We start from the raw sequence: 19,454 nt of genomic DNA on the forward strand, positions 1-19,454 counted from the left end.
TATGGTCAATATAAAAATTATCATCAAGGTCATTAATCTCTATGGCTTGTGAGCCGTCAATAATAGATACACAAATTCGATATATTTGCTAAAAATGACCATCAATTAGCGAGCTTGCTCACAATAGCTAGGAAGCGATAAGTTGATTAATCACTTCTGGTAAAATGCCAAAGACCAAGCCAAAGGCAATAAAGCTGTACACTAATACTTGCTCAATAATATGCCCTCTAAGCGCTTTAACGTTACCGTTAATTTTTTGTGTATCGGATAACGTATCAGATGGCGCATCGGCAAAAATTTTAAATATCATCGGTAAATAGTAAGCTAAACTGATACCACTAGCGACAATAAGCGTGGCAATTAACCACCAAGCATGAGCAATAGTTGCCTGACTTAAGATATAGAATTTACCAATAAAACCCATGGTTAAAGGAATGCCCGCTAAACTCAGCAAGCCAAGTAACATCAACAAACCATAACTCGGTACGCGCCAAAACAAACCTTGTAAGTCTGCTAATAAAATATCTTCTTGAAAAGCCGCGCGGGTATTTTGCTGCTGAATTAACGCAATAACGATAAAAATTGATAGGTTAGCCAGGGTATAGGCCGCTAAATAAAATAACGCACTTTGCCAAGTAAACGCCAAACTTTGCGCTGAACTCACAATGATCACTATCAGTAAGTAGCCCATATGGGCAATCGATGAATAAGCCAATAAGCGTTTTAAATGTTGCTGTTTAAGTGCCATCACATTACCTAGCAACATGGAAATCACCGCAAATGACATCAAAAATAATTGAAAGCTGTCGTGTAACCAATAGCGCTGAGCAATAATGCACTTAAGCAAAACAACGAACATAGCGACTTTTGATATGGTGGCCATCAACATAGTGATTGGTGTTGGTGCTCCTTGATAAACATCAGGTGTCCAGAAATGAAACGGCGCAATTGATAATTTAAAGGCGATGCCAGAAACGAATAACAACAGCCCTAGCTGAAAAAACATGCCTAAACCTTGCTGATGGTATATCGCAGAAGCTGTGGTGGCGTTAAAGCTCATATCGCCGGTAACGCTATAAATAAAGGCAATACCCAAGAGCATAAAACTCGATGCGGTGGCGCTTAATACCAGATATTTAAAAGCACTTTCAACACTGTAATGACTCTCTCGATGATAACCCACTAGCCCGACCAAACTTAGGCTTAGCAGCTCAAAGCCTAAAAATAAACTGGCAAAATGGTCGCTAGTAACCAAAACGCCCGCCCCAAGTACGAGTAGCAATAACAATAAATAGTATTCATCATGCACTTCTATATGCGCTTTAAGAAAACTATGGCTCATACGTAAAGCCACCAAGGCTGAAATCAGTATCAAGCTAAAAGCAAAGCGGCTGTAACCATCAACTTTTAACAATTGCGTTACTTGGGTTGTTGGCATGGCTAGCAAGCTAACATTGGCTATCAAGGCGGTAAAAAGTATCAAAGAGGAAAATACCGCGATGGTGCGTTGTGATCTTTTCCAAGCCACCAGCAATAACGCTAAGGTGATGCCAAAAGCGATAATGAGTTGTGGCAAAATTGCGCCGGCCATCGTCATGGTTAGTAAAGGTGGTGAGTTACTCGTTATAGACATCATCACTTAGGCTCCAAATGAGAATTTAAGCAATAGCCTTGGATATAAACCAATGGCTAAGAGCATCAATAATAATGAGCCACAAATAATCAGCTCCCTAGGCTGTAGATCAATAATGTCTTGTCTTGGCGTACCTTGAAAACTTGATTGAAACAGCACCATGCCATAAATAGCTGAACCAATAAGCCCCAATGCAGCAATAACGGCAAATTCAGGCAAGACTTGAAACACACCCACTAGACTGAAAAATTCACCAATAAAATTAGCTAAACCCGGTAAACCAAAAGCAGCACCGGCAAAGGCCAAAGCAAATCCCCCCATACGAGGTGCACTTTGCCAAAAGCCGCCCATATCAGCCAAATCTCGACTATTAATACGTTGGTAAATCATGCCTGCGAGCGCGAATAAAGCAGCGCTACTAAGACCATGCGCCACCATAGTCACAATAGCCCCTTGATAAGCCACACTATTAAAAGCAAAAAGTGCCAACATGACAAAGCCCATATGGCTAATACTGCTATAAGCCACTAAACGTTTAAAATCTTGCTGGGCAAAGGCCATTTTCGCACCATACAAAATACTTACCACCGCCAATGTCGCGGCAATAGGGGCAAATTGCGTACTGGCTTGTGGGAACAAAGAAATAACAAAACGTATTAAGCCATAAGCGCCCGTTTTTAATAATACGCCGGCAAGTAATACGCTGCCCGCGGTTGGCGCTTGGGTATGCGCGTCAGGTAGCCAACTGTGCAACGGCACAGAAGGTAACTTAACCGCAAAAGCAATAAAAAAACCTAACATTAAATATTGACTCATGGACAGCGGTATATCCAACATCAACCAATCTAGGTAATAAAAACTTAACTGCCCCGTTTGTAATAAATGAAAATAGCCGGTGGCAATAATAGCCACTAGCATCAATAAACTACTTACTTGGGTAAAAATGAAAAATTTTAACGCTGCAAAGTGTCTTTTTTCATGGCCCCAAATAGCAATAATAGCGGTCATCGGCAGTAACATGACTTCCCAAAAGAAGAAGAAAAGAAACATATCAACCGCAACAAAAACCCCAATAATGCCCGCAATAGTTAACAGTAAATTAAAATAGTAAAAACCAACATGGTGCTTAATTTCATGCCAAGAAACTAACACACAAATAATCGCTAACAGCCAGGTCAGCGCTATTAATACAATACTCAACTGATCAAGCGCTATACTATATTGAATATTAAAGGTTTGAATCCAATTTACTCGGCTCAATACCTGTAACTGCGCAAAGTCATTATTGTGGTTAATAGCGTAGTCGATAACAAAGACCGCAAAAACTGTTGCTAATAACGCTAAGCTAATTAGCGCTAGCCATTTAGCACTACCTTGCCAGTATGTTTCAGCTCGCCAGGCCAATGCACCCGCAATAACTAATGCCAGCATAATTAAAGTTACTGTCATAAGAAACTCACTCCTAACAGCAAGATTATCGCTAGTCCAAAAGCAGCTAAATACCAGCGTAAACTACCATTTTGCACTAGAATCAAACTATCGTGCCATAATCCAACATACCAAGCATTGAGCATAATGATTTGGTCAAGAATATCGCGTTGATTTACTTGGGCAAGCCACTGATAAGGCTTAACTAACAGCGCATTATAAAACGCATCAAAACCTAAACCTTGACGACAGAACAGCACAAATTTACCTTCACTCGCCTCAATATGTTGCTCAATACCTTTAAGCGGTGAAAGACGATAGTTTTTGAAATAAAACCAAGAAAACAGCATACCGATAAATGGCGTTATTATGGCAAGGCTATGTAACCAAGTAGGCTCAATCAACTGTACTAAAGGTCTTTGAATAGCCGCTGAAAACACCAAGGTAAGATCAAGCGGAATAAGCCCACCAAATAAAGATAACAAGGCTAAAATAATCAATGCACTACGCAGTAATACATTCTTTTCAGCCTGGGGATTTTCACTGCAGCGTGCCGTACCCAGAAAGGCGAGAAAAAATAATCGACAACTATAAATACTGGTTAATAACGCCCCTAGAATGGCGCACCACCATAACATCGGCCCTGCCGTATTGGACGACCAAAGCTGGGCAATAATCGCTTCTTTAGAGAAAAAACCAGAAGTACCAGGTAGCGCCATCAAACAAATTAAACCCACCACAAATAAACTCGTTTCAAAGGGTAGCTGCTTCCATAAACCGCCCATTTTAAAAAGATTTTGTTGATGATGTAGCGCATAAATAACCGCACCTGCCGTTAAGAACAACAGCGCTTTAAAAAAAGCATGGGTCATTAAATGAAAAACGCCAGCAGACCACGCACCCGCTCCGAGCGCCAGCATCATATAACCAATTTGGCTCATGGTTGAATAGGCCAAAACTCGTTTAATATCAGTTTGCGCGAGTGCAGCAACGCCGGCGAGTAATAAGGTCAGTGCACCCAACCAAGCGACATAATTCATGACTTCAGGTGCTAATAAAAAAATGCCATGCATACGGGCAATTAAATACACCCCTGCCGTGACCATAGTCGCGGCATGTATTAGGGCGCTCACCGGCGTTGGCCCTGCCATAGCATCAGGTAACCAAGTTTGCAGTGGCAATTGCGCTGATTTACCCACAGCGCCGCCAAGCAATAATAAGGCAATCCAATAAATATTGTTGGCTTGCTCTGCACTAGAAACAGAATTAGGGCCAGTAACCATATTGGCTTGTTGAGCCAGTGTTGTTACCGCGGCTATATTTAATTCGCCAAAGGTATTAAACATTAACAGCAAGCCTATCGCCATCGAGGTATCACCAATACGGGTAACAATAAAAGCTTTACGTGCAGCTAAAACATTGCTCTTTTCTTGATACCAAAAGCCAATCAATAAAAAGCTACATAAACCCACACCTTCCCAGCCCAAATAGAGCAGTACTAAATTATCCGCTAAGACCAATATCAACATAGCGACAATAAATAGGTTCATATACGCCATAAAACGTGAGAAATTCGCATCAGCTTTCATGTAAATAGCAGCAAATAAATGAATAAGAAAACCCACACCGCTAACAACACTGATCATGACAGCGGATAAGCCATCAAGGTAAAAACTCACGTTAACTTCACCCGTCCCCATTTGATTAGTTAAATCAAACCAATGCCAGAGGTTGACGCTTAGCACTTGGTTTTGGCTAGTGGATAATTCAAACAATAATATCGCGCTAACTAATACCGTCAGTGCCATGCTACTGACACCAATGATAGCCGCAAGCTGCCATGACAGTCTTTTGCCAAAGGCAATTAACACTAAGAAGCTCACTAAGGGATAAAAAGGTAAACTCGCTAATAACACTGTTATTACCCCTTCATCTGATTTAACAAATCAATATCTAAAGAGTGATATTTCTTCTGCATACGGATTAATAACGCCAACCCTACGGCGACCTCAGCAGCGGCAAGCGTTAAAATTAAAATAAACATCACTTGCCCATCCGCTTGTTGCCAAACGCTGCCCGCACCAATAAAGGCAACGCCAACAGCATTTAGCATAATTTCTAAACTCATCAACATAAATAGTGTGTTTTTTCTTGCCACCACACCAACAAAGCCAATGGCAAACAATAGACTTGATAAAATAAGCACATGAAACAAGGGAATAGTGGTCATAATGGCCCGCCAGTAACATCAGGTTTTGCATAGTGATAACCGGCGAGTAAACCGGATAAGAGTAGAAAGGAAGCAATTTCAACGGCAAGTAAATAGGGGCCATACAACATAATTCCCACCGTTTTTGAACTAATAACCGTAGCTTGTAAGTTTTGTTGCATATCGGCATTATTAATAATAACGATAATTTCTACTAACAGCGCAAACGCCAACAACATCGCGCCCAGCATATTAGCTAAACCTTTATGCTTAGGTGCGTTTGTGGTTTCATCTTTACCTAAGCCAAACATCAGTACAGCAAAAACAAACAACACTAAGATTGCACCTGCATAAACAATCACTTCTAAGCCAGCAGCAAAGGGTGCTCCCATTAAATAAAAGCAAACCGCAACAGCTAATAGCGACACCACTAAATACAACAAAGCGTGCACGGTATTATGGCCAGTAACCACCTTTAAACTAGCAATAACAGCGACCAAACCAGCAAGATAAAATAAGCTTTCAATTGAGGTTAAATTAGCTAACATTTTCTCTCTCCTTGCCACTATTTTTAGCTTTATATAACATAAAGAGTTCGCAATTCATGGCATTAATCCTTTAATATCAATGGGTGGCCTTTCCTGCTCTGCTTGTCCCTTGCCTTTACCTGCAATCGCAATACCTGATTGTTGATAAAAACTATAATCTGGATATTTACCTGGACCATTAATCAGTAGGTGCTGTTTTTCATAAACTAAGTTTTGCCTATCGTATTCTGCCAATTCCACATCTGGGGTTAACTGAATGGCATAGGTCGGACAAGCTTCTTCACAAAAACCACATAAAATACAACGTGAAAAGTTAATACGAAAAAAATCAGCACGTTTACGGCCATCGTCATCAACCACTTGTTGCAAGGCAATACAATCAACCGGACAAGCCACCGCACAAAGGTTACAGGCAACGCAGCGCTCTTCGCCATCAGGGTCTCGGGTCAGCACAATGCGACCTCGGTATCTGGGTGCTAAATAAGGTTTTTCTTCTGGATACTGGACCGTATCGGCTTTGGTAAATGTGTGTTTAAGCACTAACCAAATGGTTCGAAGTTGACTAAACATTTTCGCCCCCGTTTGCCTTAAAAGTAACCGCATAAGTTTGCCGATAATTAATCATAGTTATAGCACTCCCGTTAAGCGCAACACCGCGGTGACCAAAAGGTTTAATAACGCTAAAGGCAACATAACGACCCAGCCAAACTTGAGTAGTTGGTCAAAACGTGGTCGTGGCAGCGATGTTCTAAGCAGAATAAAAAACATCACAAAAAACATAATTTTAATAATAAACCACAGCAATGGAGGCAACCATGAAGCAAGCGGCTCTGGCATTAACCAACCGCCAAAAAACAGTACCACTGACATGGCTGATATTAAGGTAACGCTTAAATACTCACCGAGAAAAAACAAGGCAAATTTCAGCCCAGAATATTCGGTATGAAAACCCGCGGTGAGTTCAGTTTCAGCTTCTGGCAAATCAAAAGGCAGTCGATGACTTTCAGCAATACCAGCCACTAAGAAAATAAAAAATCCAACAAATTGTGATTGAATAAGCCAGCCATCGGTTTGTGCCAACACGATTTCACGCAAATTAAAGCTACCTGTAAGTAGCACCACGCCCATTACAGACAAGCCCATAAACACTTCATAGCTAACAGTTTGAGCCGCCGCTCTCATGCCGCCTAACAAAGCATACTTAGAGTTTGACGCCCAACCCGCCAACACCACGCTATAAACAGCGAGCGAAGCCATAGCGAGAAAAAATAGTAAACCAATGTTTAAATCAGAAACGCCAATGCTTGGAGAGAAAGGGACTACGGCGAAACTCATTAAGACGCACATAGCACCAATCACTGGTGCTAGCACAAAGACTAAACGATCACTAAAAGGCGGGATCCAATCTTCTTTACCCAGAATTTTCAATAAATCTGCCAATGATTGTAAAACACCAAATGGCCCAACGCGATTTGGACCACAACGGTCTTGCCATATACCTATCATTCGGCGCTCAACCCATACCAACATCGCGGCTATAGGGATAAGCAAGGCGATAATAGTGGTTATTTCAAATAACTTCCAAAGCATGTCAGCCATCATTCAACCCTCCTGAGAACAGTCGAATAGGAATGGTTTGATCCTTTATTTTCAAGCTCTCAAGTATGTTTTCTTTACTTTTTTTCGCTGCTATTAACGCATCATTAAATTGAGCAAGATAATCAGTAACTTCTTGCTCACACGCTAAGGATATTGTCATTTCTAGTTGATGGTGCAGCGACTGACAGAGGGCGAAGTTGCCAAAAACTAAAGTGTCAGGCAAATCATTAACAATAAAAATTTGACTGATGACTGTTTGATTAACCCATAGCATTTTTTCGTTTGTCGCTGAAAAAATAATTTTACCCCACTGGCCTTTTGTAACCTCGGCTTGCTGAGCTGTCTTAGCATTAATATAGATTCGATTACTTTGTCGCAACATTTGAAATTCAGCGGTGAGCGATGCTTGCCACTCACTGAAATAAACATTTTTTTGTTGAACATAAATTAAGTGATTAGCCGTTTTATTTTTAGCGACCGTACTGTCAGCAGCCTCACTTTTAAAAGTACTATTTTTAATACTCTTAGTTAATCGCCAGCAAGGGTTGTTGGCTAATGCACTTGATAGTGGGATAAATACCGCGGCGCTTGCCTTCAATAATTGACCATTAATTTCTGTTTGAAATTGGCCAATCGCTTGATTTGAATTCCACCCTGGCGCCCAAGTAAAGGGCATATCGCTACTTTGTCCAGTAGCTTTACCTTCCATTGAAAAAGTAAAGCTATCATCAATTTTTTGGGTGGTTTTTGCTTCATGTACCGTGATATTAGCCATTTGAGCTGTTCGGCCACTGGCTCGGTGACTCATTCTCGCAATAGCTTTTTGCTGGCTCTTATCACGCTGTGTTTTATCTCCCTTTTTTGTTATTAACTTTGGCCATTGAGCATAAGTATCAAGAAAAAATTGATGCAACTGAGTCAGTGATTCATAGCGAGTTTTTTTAGCCACAACTTGAGTATAGTAATTTGACTCATGGTCACCTGCATCTGAGGCTTTACTGGTCACTTTTGTACCGACAATATCGGCAATATTATCTAACCAACGCCAGCTTTCTTGAATTGGCAAAACAGGAGGATGCACTTGAAAAAACTGTTGGGCTCGGCCTTGGTAATTAACATAATGACCATCTCCTTCGCTAACCGCCGCAACAGGTAAAACAATATCGGCGATACTTGAAAGTCGGTGTGCTGAATGATCTAGCACAATCAGGGTTTGCGCTGATTTTCGTAACTGCGTGATTTGAACCGCTGAGAGATTTGCCAGTTCTTGCTCGAGTAAAATCAGTCCTTGATAGCTTTTATCTGGGTCATTAAGCTGTGCTAATACTTGCTCAATAGACAAAGATTTTTCATCTAAAATCGATAATAACCCAACACTATTACTGCACGGCGGCACAATAATTAACCTTGGTGCTATCAGCTTATTTTGCGCTGTAAACGCCGACATTAAATTGGCAATATTACTCAGTACGTTGGCACAAACACCACTGGTACCTGAAATAAATAACGGCTTAGTGGCTTTACGCAAGGCTTTATAAACTGAGGCAATAAAGCCTTGTTCAGTGACGCTCAACTTATCTTGCTCAGCTAAGTGCTTAACGGCTTGTACTAAAGCTTGGTCATTGTTAATCGTTTGAGCATTGCCCAGTTGTAAAAGCTTTTCCAGTGTCGCTAAACATTTTGATATTTGCTCTACAGGTAAAAGTAATGCTTGCTGACAAACATCATCGAGTTTAGTACTGGTACTTTGCAGGGAAAATAACGGTGACAGTAACTTACCGCCAATGGTTCGCACCGCGCTGTCTTGCCATGATGCAATACCTATTTTTTCGGCTTTAGTCTTAGCGGCATTACGCAATGCTTGACGCACCGACAACGCCATTCTTGGCGCAGTTTGGCTAATATCTTCAGCAATAATAAAAACAAAGTCACTGTCTTCAATCTCAGCAAGGCTAGGTGCTTTGTTTGAGGTCAGTAATTGCGCATGTTGTGCCGCCACTTTCATTTCTTCATCGTTATAGCCGGGGCTAAATTGCTCAGCGCCAACAATATTTTTTAAATAAAAATTCGCTTCTAATGAGGTACGAGCAGAGCCAATCCCGATAAATTGTTTTTTTCTAAAATGCGAGAAAGCTTTAGCAACATCTAATGTAGTTAAGGCTGCAGGTGACTGCTGCGCAATACCTTTAGCTTGTCTGATACGCTGTTCACCATTAACAAATCCGATACCATAACGACCGCGATCACAGATAAAATAGCCATTAATATCAATGTTGTAGCGATTCATCACCCGACGAACCGAACCATAGCGTTCGCCAATACTTAAGTTACAACCCACCGAGCAATGACTACAAACCGACGGGGCAGATTGCAAATCCCATTTTCGGGTATAGTGCGATGAAAAAACTTTATTGGTGAACACGCCGGTTGGGCAAACTTCGACTAAGTTACCGCTAAATTCACTTTCCAAAGCACCATCAGACTGGCGACCAAAATACACTTGGTTTTTCGAACCATAAACACCAAAGTCCTTACCGCCCGCATAGTCATTGTAGAAACGTGTACAGCGATAACAGGTAATACAACGGTTCATTTCGTGACCTACCAAGTCACCTAAATATTGATTAGTGAATGTGCGTTTTGTGCCTTGATATTCTCGTACACTGTGGCCGGTCATTACCGTCATATCTTGTAAATGGCACTCGCCCCCCTCAGCACAAACAGGACAATCATGAGGATGATTAGTCATCATCGCGGCAATAACTTGTTCGCGAAACTCACTGGCCGCTTTATTTTTGATACTAATGCGCATACCGTCAGTAACTGGCGTAATACAAGCCATAACAATGCGGCCCTGTTGATCCGCTTGATCTTGAAACTGCGTAACCGCGCACTGACGACAAGCGCCAACCGAGCCCATGGCTGGATGCCAACAGAAATAAGGCAAGTTTAATTTTTGTGATAACACCCCAGCTAGCAAATTGTCTTCAGTGCTGAGCTGATAAGGCATGTCATCAATGAAAATAGTGACTTTCTTTTCACTCATGTTATTGCCCTACCTTTGGAGATTGAGGTGACTGAGGTGATTTAACTGACTGATGTTTTTTAATATTTGTTACTTGAGCTTGCGATACTTTAGTGCGTTTAGCGCTCATTGACGGATTATAATGACAACAGCCATGCTCAATATGCTGCAAAAAATCATCATGAAAATATTTTAAAGCGCTTCTTAGCGGCTCTACTGCTCCCGGAGCCAAGGCGCAATGGGTTTTACCTATCCACATAAAATCGCAGAGTTTAGCTAAGGTGTCTAAATCTTGTATTTTACCTTGGCCTTGCTCAATACGTGTTAGTACTTCAACAGCCCAAGGCGTGCCATCTCGACAAGGCGTGCACCAACCACAAGACTCTTGGGCAAAAAAGCGCATCAAATTTAATACCATAGCCACAGGACAGTTTTTATCATCTAAAACAATCAAGCCACCTGTGCCTAAACGACTACCCACTTTAGCGATAGAGTCAAAATCCATTGGTGTATCTAAATGCTCTGCCACTAAAAAGTCAGTCGATGCACCACCCGGTAGTAGCCCTTTAAATTTCAAGCCATCTTGCATACCACCGGCATAGTCATATAACACCTCCCCCAAGGTTGGCCCCATAGGAAGTTCCCACAAGCCCGGATTTTTCACCCGCCCACAAGCACTGTAAATTTTACTACCAGCATCACTGTTAGGAGAAATAGCCTGAAACCATGCAATGCCATTTTTTAAAATGTGCGGTAAATTACATAAAGTCTCAACATTATTGACTATGGTAGGTTTGCCAAATAAACCACTGACTTGTGGAAATGGCGGCTTAGCTCGAGGGATTGCACGCTTACCTTCTAGCGCATTTATCAAGGCGGTTTCTTCGCCACAAATATAGCGACCAGCACTACAATGGATGTATAAATCCATTGAATATGAGCTGCCTTGAATTTTTTCACCAAGCCAATTATTTTGGTACGCTTGGTCAATGGCATCTTGTAAGCGCTTTGCCGCTAAGTAATATTCACCGCGCAGAAAAATATAAGCTTTGTTCGCACCTATGGTGTAAGCCGCGATAATCATAGCTTCAACCAACTGGTGCGGCACACCTTCAAGTAATAACCTATCTTTAAATGTCCCGGGCTCCATTTCATCGGCATTAGCGACTAAATATTTATTATCCGGCGCCTCTTCATCACCATCAGTAAACATAGGCACAAAACTCCATTTCATGCCCGTAGGGAAGCCTGCACCTCCGCGCCCTTTTAAACCTGAGTTTTTAACGATCTCTAATACGTCGTTTGGCGAATGTTCTAGCGCTACTTTTGCTCCTTGATAACCACCCGCTTGGCAATATGCATCAAATGACAACGGCTGCTGTAGATTCACCCATTGGGTTAACGGCTTGATGTTGTTAGATATCGACTCAGCCATTAACTTCTCCCTTAGCCAAAAGTTTTTGTAGAATATCAACCGCGATTTCTGGACTTAAATACTGATAATGTTCGGTGCCAATCATCATCGTGGGCGCTTTATCACAACTGCCTAAACACGCATTAGAAAGTAGCGTGAATTTACCGTCTGCTGTGGTTTGGCCGTATTCGATATTTAAATGTTGTTTAATCGCGACAAGCACTGAGTCAACGCCAGTTAAATGACAAGCGATGCTGTCACACAAGTGGATAACGTATTGACCAACAGGCTGTCGGTAAATTAAATTATAAAAAGTTGCGACCCCTTCAAGTTGCGCAATCGGCATGACTAACATGTCACTAATGGCAAATAAGCTTTCATCACTGATCCAACCACGGTGTGCTTGCACCACTTTAAGTGCTTCAATACCAGCAGCTTCACGCGTTTCCATAATACTGGCCTCATGCTCAATAACAGCAATTTCAGTTGCCGTTAAATAATGCTGATAATCAATTATTGTGGTGTTGATTGTTTCCATCACTATCTCTTTATTAACGAGTATTGGTTGTCAAAAAAGCTGAAATTCTTGGTATTACTCACTTAACTATATTTTTCAATATTGAATTTACTGCTATTAAACAAGCATAAAAATTTATCGGTCAACATCTGCCATCACGTAATCAACACTGCCCAGTGTCGCAATAAGATCAGCCACCATTTGTCCTTTGCTAATTAATGGCAACATTTGTAGGTGAGGGAAACTAGGCGTGCGAATACGGGTGCGATAACTCATGGTGCTACCATCACTAATAAGGTGATAGGCCATAATGCCTTTTGTTGCTTCAACGCTGATAGACACTTCACCTGCGGGGATCACAGGCCCCCATGAAACATTGAGAAAATGCGGTATTAAGGTATCAATATCACGCATGGTCCGATCTTTTAATGGTGGCGTAGTTTGCGGATGTTCAGCTTTATAGGGCCCTTCAGGCATATTGTTAAGGCACTGTTTAATAATGCGAATACTCTGCCGCATTTCCTCTATACGCACCCGACAACGATCATAGCAATCACCCTTGTGGCCCAGCGGTACTTCAAAATCAAATTGATCATAACCGCCGTAAGGCCGCTGCTTGCGTAGATCCCATGAAAAACCGGTTGCCCTTAATCCTGGACCCGTTACGCCCCAGTCAATAGCTTCTTGCGTGGAATAAGCACCAATGCCGACAGTACGTTGCTTTAAAATTGAATTTTGCATGACCATTTTTTCATATTCATCAAGGCGCTTAGGCAGGTAATTAACGTAATCGCGCACTAACCCCTCCCAACCTATTGGCAAGTCTTGTGCAACACCGCCAATGCGGAACCAACTCGGATGCATGCGAGCGCCAGTAAAGGCTTCAATAATACCAAAGAGTTTTTCACGATCGATAAACATATAAAATATAGGTGAAAGTGCGCCAAGATCTTGCGCGAAAGTCCCATAAAATAGTAAGTGACTAAGAATACGAAACATTTCTGTGGTCATAATACGAATAACTTTCGCGCGATCTGGCACGGTAATACCCGCCAGTTTTTCAACCGCCATCACATAGGGAAAGTTATTCATTACGCCGCCAAGATAATCAATGCGGTCGGTATAAGGAATATAACTGTGCCAAGATTGTCGCTCGCCCATTTTTTCAGCACCGCGGTGGTGATAACCGATATCGGGCACACAATCGACTATTTCTTCGCCTTCCATTTGTAACACAATACGAAAGGCACCATGAACACTCGGGTGATTGGGCCCAAGGTTTAAGAACATAAAATCGCTGTCTTTACTTTGTCGTTTCATGCCCCAAGCTTCAGGGTTAAATTGTAGCGCGGCTTGTTCTTTATCTTGTTGATAAGGAGGAAGCGTGAAGGGGTCCATTTCAGTTGCACGTGCAGGATGAGTTTTAAGTAACGGGTGTCCTTGCCAGGTATCTGGCATTAAAATTCGGCTTAAGTGTGGATGGTTTTTAAAAATAATACCGAACATATCCCACACTTCTCGTTCGTACCAATTGGCATTTGGCCATAAACTACAAACACTTTCTAAACTTTTATCTGTTGTGCTCAGCGCAACTTTAATACGAATGTCTTGATTACGTTGATATGAGCGTAAATGGTAGCTGACCGTAAAAGCTTGTGATAACAATGATTGATGCTCTCGTTCGCTTTCATCGATAGCGGTAAGATCAAAACACATATCAAACGGCTGATCTAACTCTTGCTTTAATACTTGCATCAATGTCATTAACTGGTTTTTTTCTAACCAATAAGAAGGAATATCGTCAACAATGTTTTCAACGGCAGTAACCGGCTGTAAATTGAGCTTAGGTGCAAGGGTAATAATTTCATCAAGCAAAGGCACAGTTTGTAGCATCTGCCAATCATTACTCGCTTTCATATTTACTTGTGATGCCATCAGCTTCCCTTCACGCTTGCCATTTTTCTTATTAGTCTGTTTTTACTGGGTTTTAACTTTATTAACACATTGTTTAATGACACTTTTCTTTAATAAAACTTAGTTTTAATAACACTCAGTTTTTAAAAATAAGTGTTAAAAAACACCAACAGCCGCTTAAGTGTGATCGGGTGAATCAAGGTTCGTCACTTGAATACGCTCTTCGTGCTTAATGTCTCGCAATGACGGTTTACCAATTTCGCTGACTTGCTGTTCGCCAACCGCCCAGCTTAGCGGTCGTGGCTGATGTTGTATTTTGGTTTGCAACAGCAATAAGGCTTCAAGCAAAGCTTCTGGCCTTGGCGGACAACCCGGCACATAGACATCAACCGGGATAAACTTATCAACCCCTTGCACAACACTATAAATGTCGTACATACCGCCAGAATTAGCGCAAGATCCCATGGAGATAATCCAACGAGGTTCTAATAATTGTTCATAAAGGTGTTGGATCACCGGCGCCATTTTTCGAAAGCAAGTACCTGAAATCACCATTAAATCAGCTTGTCTTGGCGTTGCACGAATCACTTCAGCGCCAAAGCGAGCAATGTCATGTCGCGAGGTAAAGCTCGTTGCCATTTCGACATAACAACAACTTAAACCAAAATTAAACGGCCAGATGGAATTTTTACGCCCCCAATTCACCATGTCATCAAGCTTAGCAAACAGAACAGTGCGCTTTAATTCTGCTTCAGAAACCCCTTTCATCTCCCCCATGGCGTCATCTAATTTTGCTTTCGTCAGTGACCATTCCATTATTGCTGTCCTTTAGTTTGATCAAAAAGAGTTTTATCAAAGAGGCTTTGCTCAACGGGCTGGTTTTCAACTTGTTGCAAACGCTGCAGTTGTGTTGCTCTAAAAGGTTGATGGCGTCGGGTTAACTCTAATGCGCCAATACGAATTAAATAAATTAATGCCGCCAGTAATACCGTAATAAAAATACTGGCTTCGATAAAACCTGGCCAACCCACCTCATCAAAAGCAATAACCCAAGCAAAAAGATAAATGGTTTCTAAATCAAAAATGACAAAAAAAATGGCATATAAAAAGAAGTGGTTAGTAAAGCGGGTTTTATTGTCAGAGACAGAAACAATGCCGGATTCATAAGGGGTGTTCTTCGCTCGCTGTTTACCTTTGGGGCCAAGAAAATGGGATAGCAGCATCATCAGAACGAGCATGGCAGCCAAAATAATAAAGTAAGCCGCAATGGGCCATACTTGTGTCATTTGATCCGATGTTTCCACAAAGCCTCCATTGATAACCTAATGCGTGATAATGCCAAATATCATTGGCAAACAATTCATTAAACTACAAATCGACAGACAGCAAACTCATCGATACCTACTTATGATACCTACTTAAAATCCATCACCAAGATACTCATCAGCAGCTTGGCAATCGCATTAAGCCATTAAAAATGTCAATGTTAGTTAGCTAGATTAGATTTCAGTGTCATTCAAATTCATCACACATATTTCATCCCACATTAACAACTAAGTAGATGGGACAGACAAAAAGTGTCTGTTCGGTAGCTTAAATACCTGACCTTATAAGGAGCTCACCATTACTGATTGATAAGGTTAACTCGCTGCATTTACTTTTTATTGTTGTTATTCCGTTTTCGCTAACATGCTCTCTTCATAAATCCTACTGAGATAGCACCTATAACTAAGTACAAATAGTCAAACTTTGCATCATCAATTTCTGAGCGATTTTCGGCTCTAATTTCGGCCCTCACTTCAGCTAGTGTGCTTGGGAAAATATTACGATGAAAAATATTGTTGATAATGCCAGTATAGAAAAGAATTTAAGTAATGCTTGTTTTTTAAGCGAATACTAACATTTAAACATTTTAACTGGTGTAAAAAGCAATAAACACGGCGCTTGCCGTGTTTATTGTTAGAGGAGGTTTTTTACTTAATTATTCAAGCTAACTTATCTTTTAAGCTTATCGTTAAAGCTTATTCTTCAGCGCCATTAATGAGCTCTGAAAACGCTGACAGTTTATCTAGCACCATACCATGGATTGATTTTCTTGGATAACGGCCAGTACGCGTGATTGCTCCAGCGGGTTGCGCCATTAAAATCTCTATCGCTTGATCTATATTATCGACTGCATAAATAGCAAACTGTCCATCGGCCACTGCCTGTATCACCTCAGGTGCCAACATCAAATTAATAGTATTGGTTTTAGGTATAATAACACCTTGTTCGCCCGTTAAGCCTTTGTCCTTGCAGAGACGATAAAAACCTTCTATTTTCTCATTAACGCCGCCAATAGATTGCACTTCGCCATGTTGATTCATCGAACCTGTTATCGCGATACCTTGATTTATCGGTAACTTAGCGATAGCGGAAATTAACACACAAAGCTCAGCCATTGACGCACTGTCACCATCAATATGGCCATAAGATTGCTCAATGGCAATATTAGCAGAAATAGTCACTGGAAATTTCTGCCCATACTTGTGGCCCAAATAACCAGTTAAAATCAACACACCTTTTGAGTGAATAGATTTACCTAAATCAACTTCACGCTCAATATCTGTCACCCCTTGGCTACCAGCATATACGGTCGCCGTTATGCGAGCGGGCGTACCAAAAACACTATCACCAATCTCTAATACTGTTAGACCATTAATTTTACCTACTTGCCCACCTTCGGTATCAATAAGTAACTGACGCTCTTTAATTTCCTCTAACCAAGCTTCACTCATGCGGCCGGTACGTCGTTGTTTGGCCGCCAATGCCATGGTGATATGTTTACCGCACAGGTCATTTTTGCCATCTGATCGCTGCCATAAATAAAAAGCTTCGTCTAATAAGTCATTAACCTCCACTATATTAGCTGATATTTTTTGCTGGTGTTCTGCGCGCCTGAGCGCATATTTAACTAACTCAAATACCGCTTCATCTGTCACTTGTGGATAATGGTTACGATGGGCACGCTGACGAATTAAACTGGCGTAGTCATTTAAGTTACTTTGGTTTTTTTCTAAGTGACGATCAAAGTCTGCCAAAACTCGAAATAACTCAGTAAACTCTTGATCATAATCTTGTAAGGTATAGTAAATTTCAGGATCGCCCAATAAAATCACTTTAACATTTAACGGGATTTTTTCTGGTTGCAAACTAAAGGCACCCGGTTGTGCATATTCTGAATGCGGATTTTCGATAGTAATTTGCTGCGACTTTAGCGCTAGCTTTAAACGCGCCCAAACTAAAGGTTGGGTCAAAAGTTTATCCGCTTCAAGTAATATATAACCGCCATTGGCTTTATGCAGCGCACCGGGTCTTATTAAACGGTAACTGGTGTAACTGCTGCCTTGAAAACTACCAAAATCAACATGACCAAACAGGTTTTGAAAGGTCGGATTCTGTTCATAAATAACCGGCGCACCTTCATTGGCTTTTCGGGTCACCAGTAAGTTAGGTAAAAAACGTTCCACCATGAGTTTACGCATATCTTTGTCATTAGGCGCCTCGTTACTTTCATCGACCAGTAACTCTAAAACAGCATCAACAACGTGCGCTTTAACTTTAGCTAAGTATTTCTGCACGCCAGTATTACTGGCGAATTCCGTCTCTAATTCTTTCAAAAAAGGTTGAATACTTTGTGCTGCCGTTTCATGTTTTAACTTACGTAATTTGTCAGAAGAAATACGTTTCCATTGTGGTAATTCAATTAATTTTTCAGAAAGTAAATCTTCTAATTTGGCCAACAAAATATAAAAATCAGCACGTTTTGGTTCATTGAGTTCAGCAAACTCTTTATCATTAAGTGGCTTACCTTTAACTAATGGTGAAAAGCCAATTTCACCATTTTCTTCGAGCAACACCACATCATCTTTTAATGCCGCCTTTTCAACCTCAGTAATCGCTTGATCATATTTTTTATTAAAGTCACGATCAATCGCCGCTTTTTGACGTTGATAGCCAGGGTTATCAAAAATCTCTGGAAACAAATCCATTAACTCATCAATAAAGGTATTCATGCGAGTAAGTAATTGCTTACCATCACCTGGGCTAACATAAAGGCTATATGGCGAATTTGGGTCATCAAAATTGTTGATATAACACCATTCATCAGGTGTGGGTTCTTGACTCGCTGTTGAGGCTAACATTTGCTTGATCAGGGTTTGACGCCCGGTACCATGCTCACCCATGGCGTAAACATTAAAACCTGGCGCATCCATCGACAAGCCAAAAGTTAGTGCTTCTTTCGCTCTTTCATGGCCAATAAATACTTGTTCAATTTCTGAGGTCGATGTGGCATTAGCAAATTGTTTAACCGTTAGGTCTGCGGTTAACTGGCAAGGTTTAAGACGTGTATTTGTTGACACATTTGTCATAGAAGATCTCTCGGGAGTGCGATTTTAATATCAGGTGAAATAAATACGGCTACAATAAGCACAGTGTACAGCGACACGCCACTGAACAGCAAAATAATATAAAGAAAAACCATCAAAAAAAGTTGTTTTTACGGCGTTAAACTCAATCGATCAAAGTCTTGACCACCACAGGTAATACAATCCGTAACAACATTTGGGTGGCTATAAGTAACACAATCTTGGCATGCTTTACATTTTAACTGACCAAAACCAACATAATCACCGACATGGTAGCCATCTTGATGTTGAAAATCATCCATCAGCTCCGCCCATTCAACTTGCGACTTATCGGTAATTTGCGCCAAGCTTGACCAAAGGTTTTCATTAAGTAGCTCTAAATATATTGAATGCTTAATGTCCGCTTGATATTGCTGATAAAAATCCCCCAAGTCGTACTTAAGATTAGCGATAAACTGTTTAACTTGCTGCTCAGGAATTTGCTCAGCAGCCATCAATATTGTTTTGGCTTGTTCGAGTAATTCAACAGCCGAGCGAATTTCGTTATCCTTGGTGTCTTCCAACCATGTTTGTAACTTTTGATAAAGCTCTTGAATTTGAGATTGCTTTTTTTTCATCATGCTGCCCTCATTTAAAAATCACTTATTAGTCTACTTATTGAGTAGATAACCTCAGCCATTAGCACTTTATTAAAGCATATAACAACGACTAAAGTGGCTTTTATCAGCTATTTAGCTGTTAATGCGCAATATTTTTCG

The 19,454-nt window shown here is 41.0% G+C and carries 15 protein-coding genes; all 15 read right to left on the reverse strand.

The window, feature by feature from the left end:
• Window positions 1–127: 127 nt before the first annotated feature.
• The 15 genes from H4J41_RS09800 to H4J41_RS09870 all read right to left on the reverse strand — a co-directional run bounded on the left by H4J41_RS09800 (window position 128) and on the right by H4J41_RS09870 (window position 19,316).
• Entirely contained in the window at window positions 128–1,636 is a 1,509-nt protein-coding gene (locus H4J41_RS09800; RefSeq protein ID WP_182138319.1) for an NADH-quinone oxidoreductase subunit N, read from the reverse strand.
• A 3-nt stretch (window positions 1,637–1,639) separates the two neighbouring features.
• Window positions 1,640–3,082: a NuoM family protein gene (locus H4J41_RS09805; RefSeq protein WP_182138318.1), complete on the reverse strand. Its 1,443-nt coding sequence runs from the start codon at window positions 3,080–3,082 to the stop codon at window positions 1,640–1,642.
• Window positions 3,079–4,977 carry an NADH-quinone oxidoreductase subunit L gene (gene nuoL, locus H4J41_RS09810; protein ID WP_310649840.1) on the reverse strand — a complete coding sequence of 633 codons (1,899 nt, stop codon included), beginning with the start codon at window positions 4,975–4,977 and terminating at the stop codon, window positions 3,079–3,081. The genes H4J41_RS09805 and nuoL overlap by 4 nt, the downstream gene beginning before the upstream one ends.
• A 5-nt stretch (window positions 4,978–4,982) precedes the next feature.
• Window positions 4,983–5,291, reverse strand: a complete 309-nt coding sequence (gene nuoK / locus H4J41_RS09815; RefSeq protein ID WP_182138317.1) for an NADH-quinone oxidoreductase subunit NuoK — start codon at window positions 5,289–5,291, stop codon at window positions 4,983–4,985.
• Complete coding sequence (nuoJ, locus tag H4J41_RS09820) at window positions 5,288–5,818, reverse strand: NADH-quinone oxidoreductase subunit J (RefSeq protein ID WP_220460935.1); 531 nt, start codon at window positions 5,816–5,818, stop codon at window positions 5,288–5,290. Before nuoJ ends, nuoK begins: the two co-directional genes overlap by 4 nt.
• A 54-nt stretch (window positions 5,819–5,872) precedes the next feature.
• Window positions 5,873–6,388 carry an NADH-quinone oxidoreductase subunit NuoI gene (gene nuoI, locus H4J41_RS09825; RefSeq protein WP_182138316.1) on the reverse strand — a complete coding sequence of 172 codons (516 nt, stop codon included), beginning with the start codon at window positions 6,386–6,388 and terminating at the stop codon, window positions 5,873–5,875.
• A 57-nt stretch (window positions 6,389–6,445) separates the two neighbouring features.
• Window positions 6,446–7,420, reverse strand: a complete 975-nt coding sequence (nuoH, locus tag H4J41_RS09830; protein ID WP_310649839.1) for an NADH-quinone oxidoreductase subunit NuoH — start codon at window positions 7,418–7,420, stop codon at window positions 6,446–6,448.
• Window positions 7,410–10,463: an NADH-quinone oxidoreductase subunit NuoG gene (nuoG, locus tag H4J41_RS09835; protein ID WP_182138315.1), complete on the reverse strand. Its 3,054-nt coding sequence runs from the start codon at window positions 10,461–10,463 to the stop codon at window positions 7,410–7,412. Before nuoG ends, nuoH begins: the two co-directional genes overlap by 11 nt.
• Before the next feature lies 1 nt (window position 10,464).
• A complete protein-coding gene (gene nuoF / locus H4J41_RS09840) occupies window positions 10,465–11,877 on the reverse strand; it encodes an NADH-quinone oxidoreductase subunit NuoF (RefSeq protein WP_182138314.1) in 1,413 nt (470 codons plus the stop codon).
• Window positions 11,870–12,385: an NADH-quinone oxidoreductase subunit NuoE gene (gene nuoE, locus H4J41_RS09845; RefSeq protein ID WP_404842452.1), complete on the reverse strand. Its 516-nt coding sequence runs from the start codon at window positions 12,383–12,385 to the stop codon at window positions 11,870–11,872. The genes nuoF and nuoE overlap by 8 nt, the downstream gene beginning before the upstream one ends.
• Before the next feature lie 123 nt (window positions 12,386–12,508).
• Window positions 12,509–14,308, reverse strand: coding sequence for an NADH-quinone oxidoreductase subunit C/D (nuoC, locus tag H4J41_RS09850; protein WP_220460934.1), 1,800 nt, complete (start codon window positions 14,306–14,308; stop codon window positions 12,509–12,511).
• 156 nt (window positions 14,309–14,464) lie between these two features.
• Window positions 14,465–15,064 carry an NADH-quinone oxidoreductase subunit B family protein gene (locus H4J41_RS09855; protein ID WP_310649844.1) on the reverse strand — a complete coding sequence of 200 codons (600 nt, stop codon included), beginning with the start codon at window positions 15,062–15,064 and terminating at the stop codon, window positions 14,465–14,467.
• A gap of 38 nt (window positions 15,065–15,102) precedes the next feature.
• Entirely contained in the window at window positions 15,103–15,591 is a 489-nt protein-coding gene (gene ndhC / locus H4J41_RS09860; RefSeq protein ID WP_310649838.1) for an NADH-quinone oxidoreductase subunit A, read from the reverse strand.
• 717 nt (window positions 15,592–16,308) lie between these two features.
• Window positions 16,309–18,699: an ATP-binding protein gene (locus tag H4J41_RS09865; protein WP_182138311.1), complete on the reverse strand. Its 2,391-nt coding sequence runs from the start codon at window positions 18,697–18,699 to the stop codon at window positions 16,309–16,311.
• Between the two features lie 128 nt (window positions 18,700–18,827).
• Window positions 18,828–19,316, reverse strand: a complete 489-nt coding sequence (locus H4J41_RS09870) for a zinc ribbon-containing protein (protein ID WP_259363158.1) — start codon at window positions 19,314–19,316, stop codon at window positions 18,828–18,830.
• Window positions 19,317–19,454 lie beyond the last annotated feature (138 nt).

The sequence above is a fragment of the Colwellia sp. MB3u-45 genome, assembly GCF_014077005.1.
GTDB lineage: Bacteria > Pseudomonadota > Gammaproteobacteria > Enterobacterales > Alteromonadaceae > Cognaticolwellia.

Excerpts from the sequence above, each read along its gene's own strand:
- H4J41_RS09870 (WP_259363158.1), bottom strand. The coding sequence starts at position 19,316 with ATGATGAAAAAAAAGCAATCTCAAATTCAAGAGCTTTATCAAAAGTTA.
- nuoK (WP_182138317.1), bottom strand. The coding sequence starts at position 5,291 with ATGACCACTATTCCCTTGTTTCATGTGCTTATTTTATCAAGTCTATTG.
- H4J41_RS09800 (WP_182138319.1), bottom strand. The coding sequence starts at position 1,636 with ATGATGTCTATAACGAGTAACTCACCACCTTTACTAACCATGACGATG.
- nuoI (WP_182138316.1), bottom strand. The coding sequence starts at position 6,388 with ATGTTTAGTCAACTTCGAACCATTTGGTTAGTGCTTAAACACACATTT.
- nuoC (WP_220460934.1), bottom strand. The coding sequence starts at position 14,308 with ATGGCATCACAAGTAAATATGAAAGCGAGTAATGATTGGCAGATGCTA.
- H4J41_RS09865 (WP_182138311.1), bottom strand. The coding sequence starts at position 18,699 with ATGACAAATGTGTCAACAAATACACGTCTTAAACCTTGCCAGTTAACC.
- nuoJ (WP_220460935.1), bottom strand. The coding sequence starts at position 5,818 with ATGTTAGCTAATTTAACCTCAATTGAAAGCTTATTTTATCTTGCTGGT.
- nuoF (WP_182138314.1), bottom strand. The coding sequence starts at position 11,877 with ATGGCTGAGTCGATATCTAACAACATCAAGCCGTTAACCCAATGGGTG.
- nuoG (WP_182138315.1), bottom strand. The coding sequence starts at position 10,463 with ATGAGTGAAAAGAAAGTCACTATTTTCATTGATGACATGCCTTATCAG.
- nuoH (WP_310649839.1), bottom strand. The coding sequence starts at position 7,420 with ATGATGGCTGACATGCTTTGGAAGTTATTTGAAATAACCACTATTATC.
- H4J41_RS09855 (WP_310649844.1), bottom strand. The coding sequence starts at position 15,064 with ATGGGGGAGATGAAAGGGGTTTCTGAAGCAGAATTAAAGCGCACTGTT.
- H4J41_RS09805 (WP_182138318.1), bottom strand. The coding sequence starts at position 3,082 with ATGACAGTAACTTTAATTATGCTGGCATTAGTTATTGCGGGTGCATTG.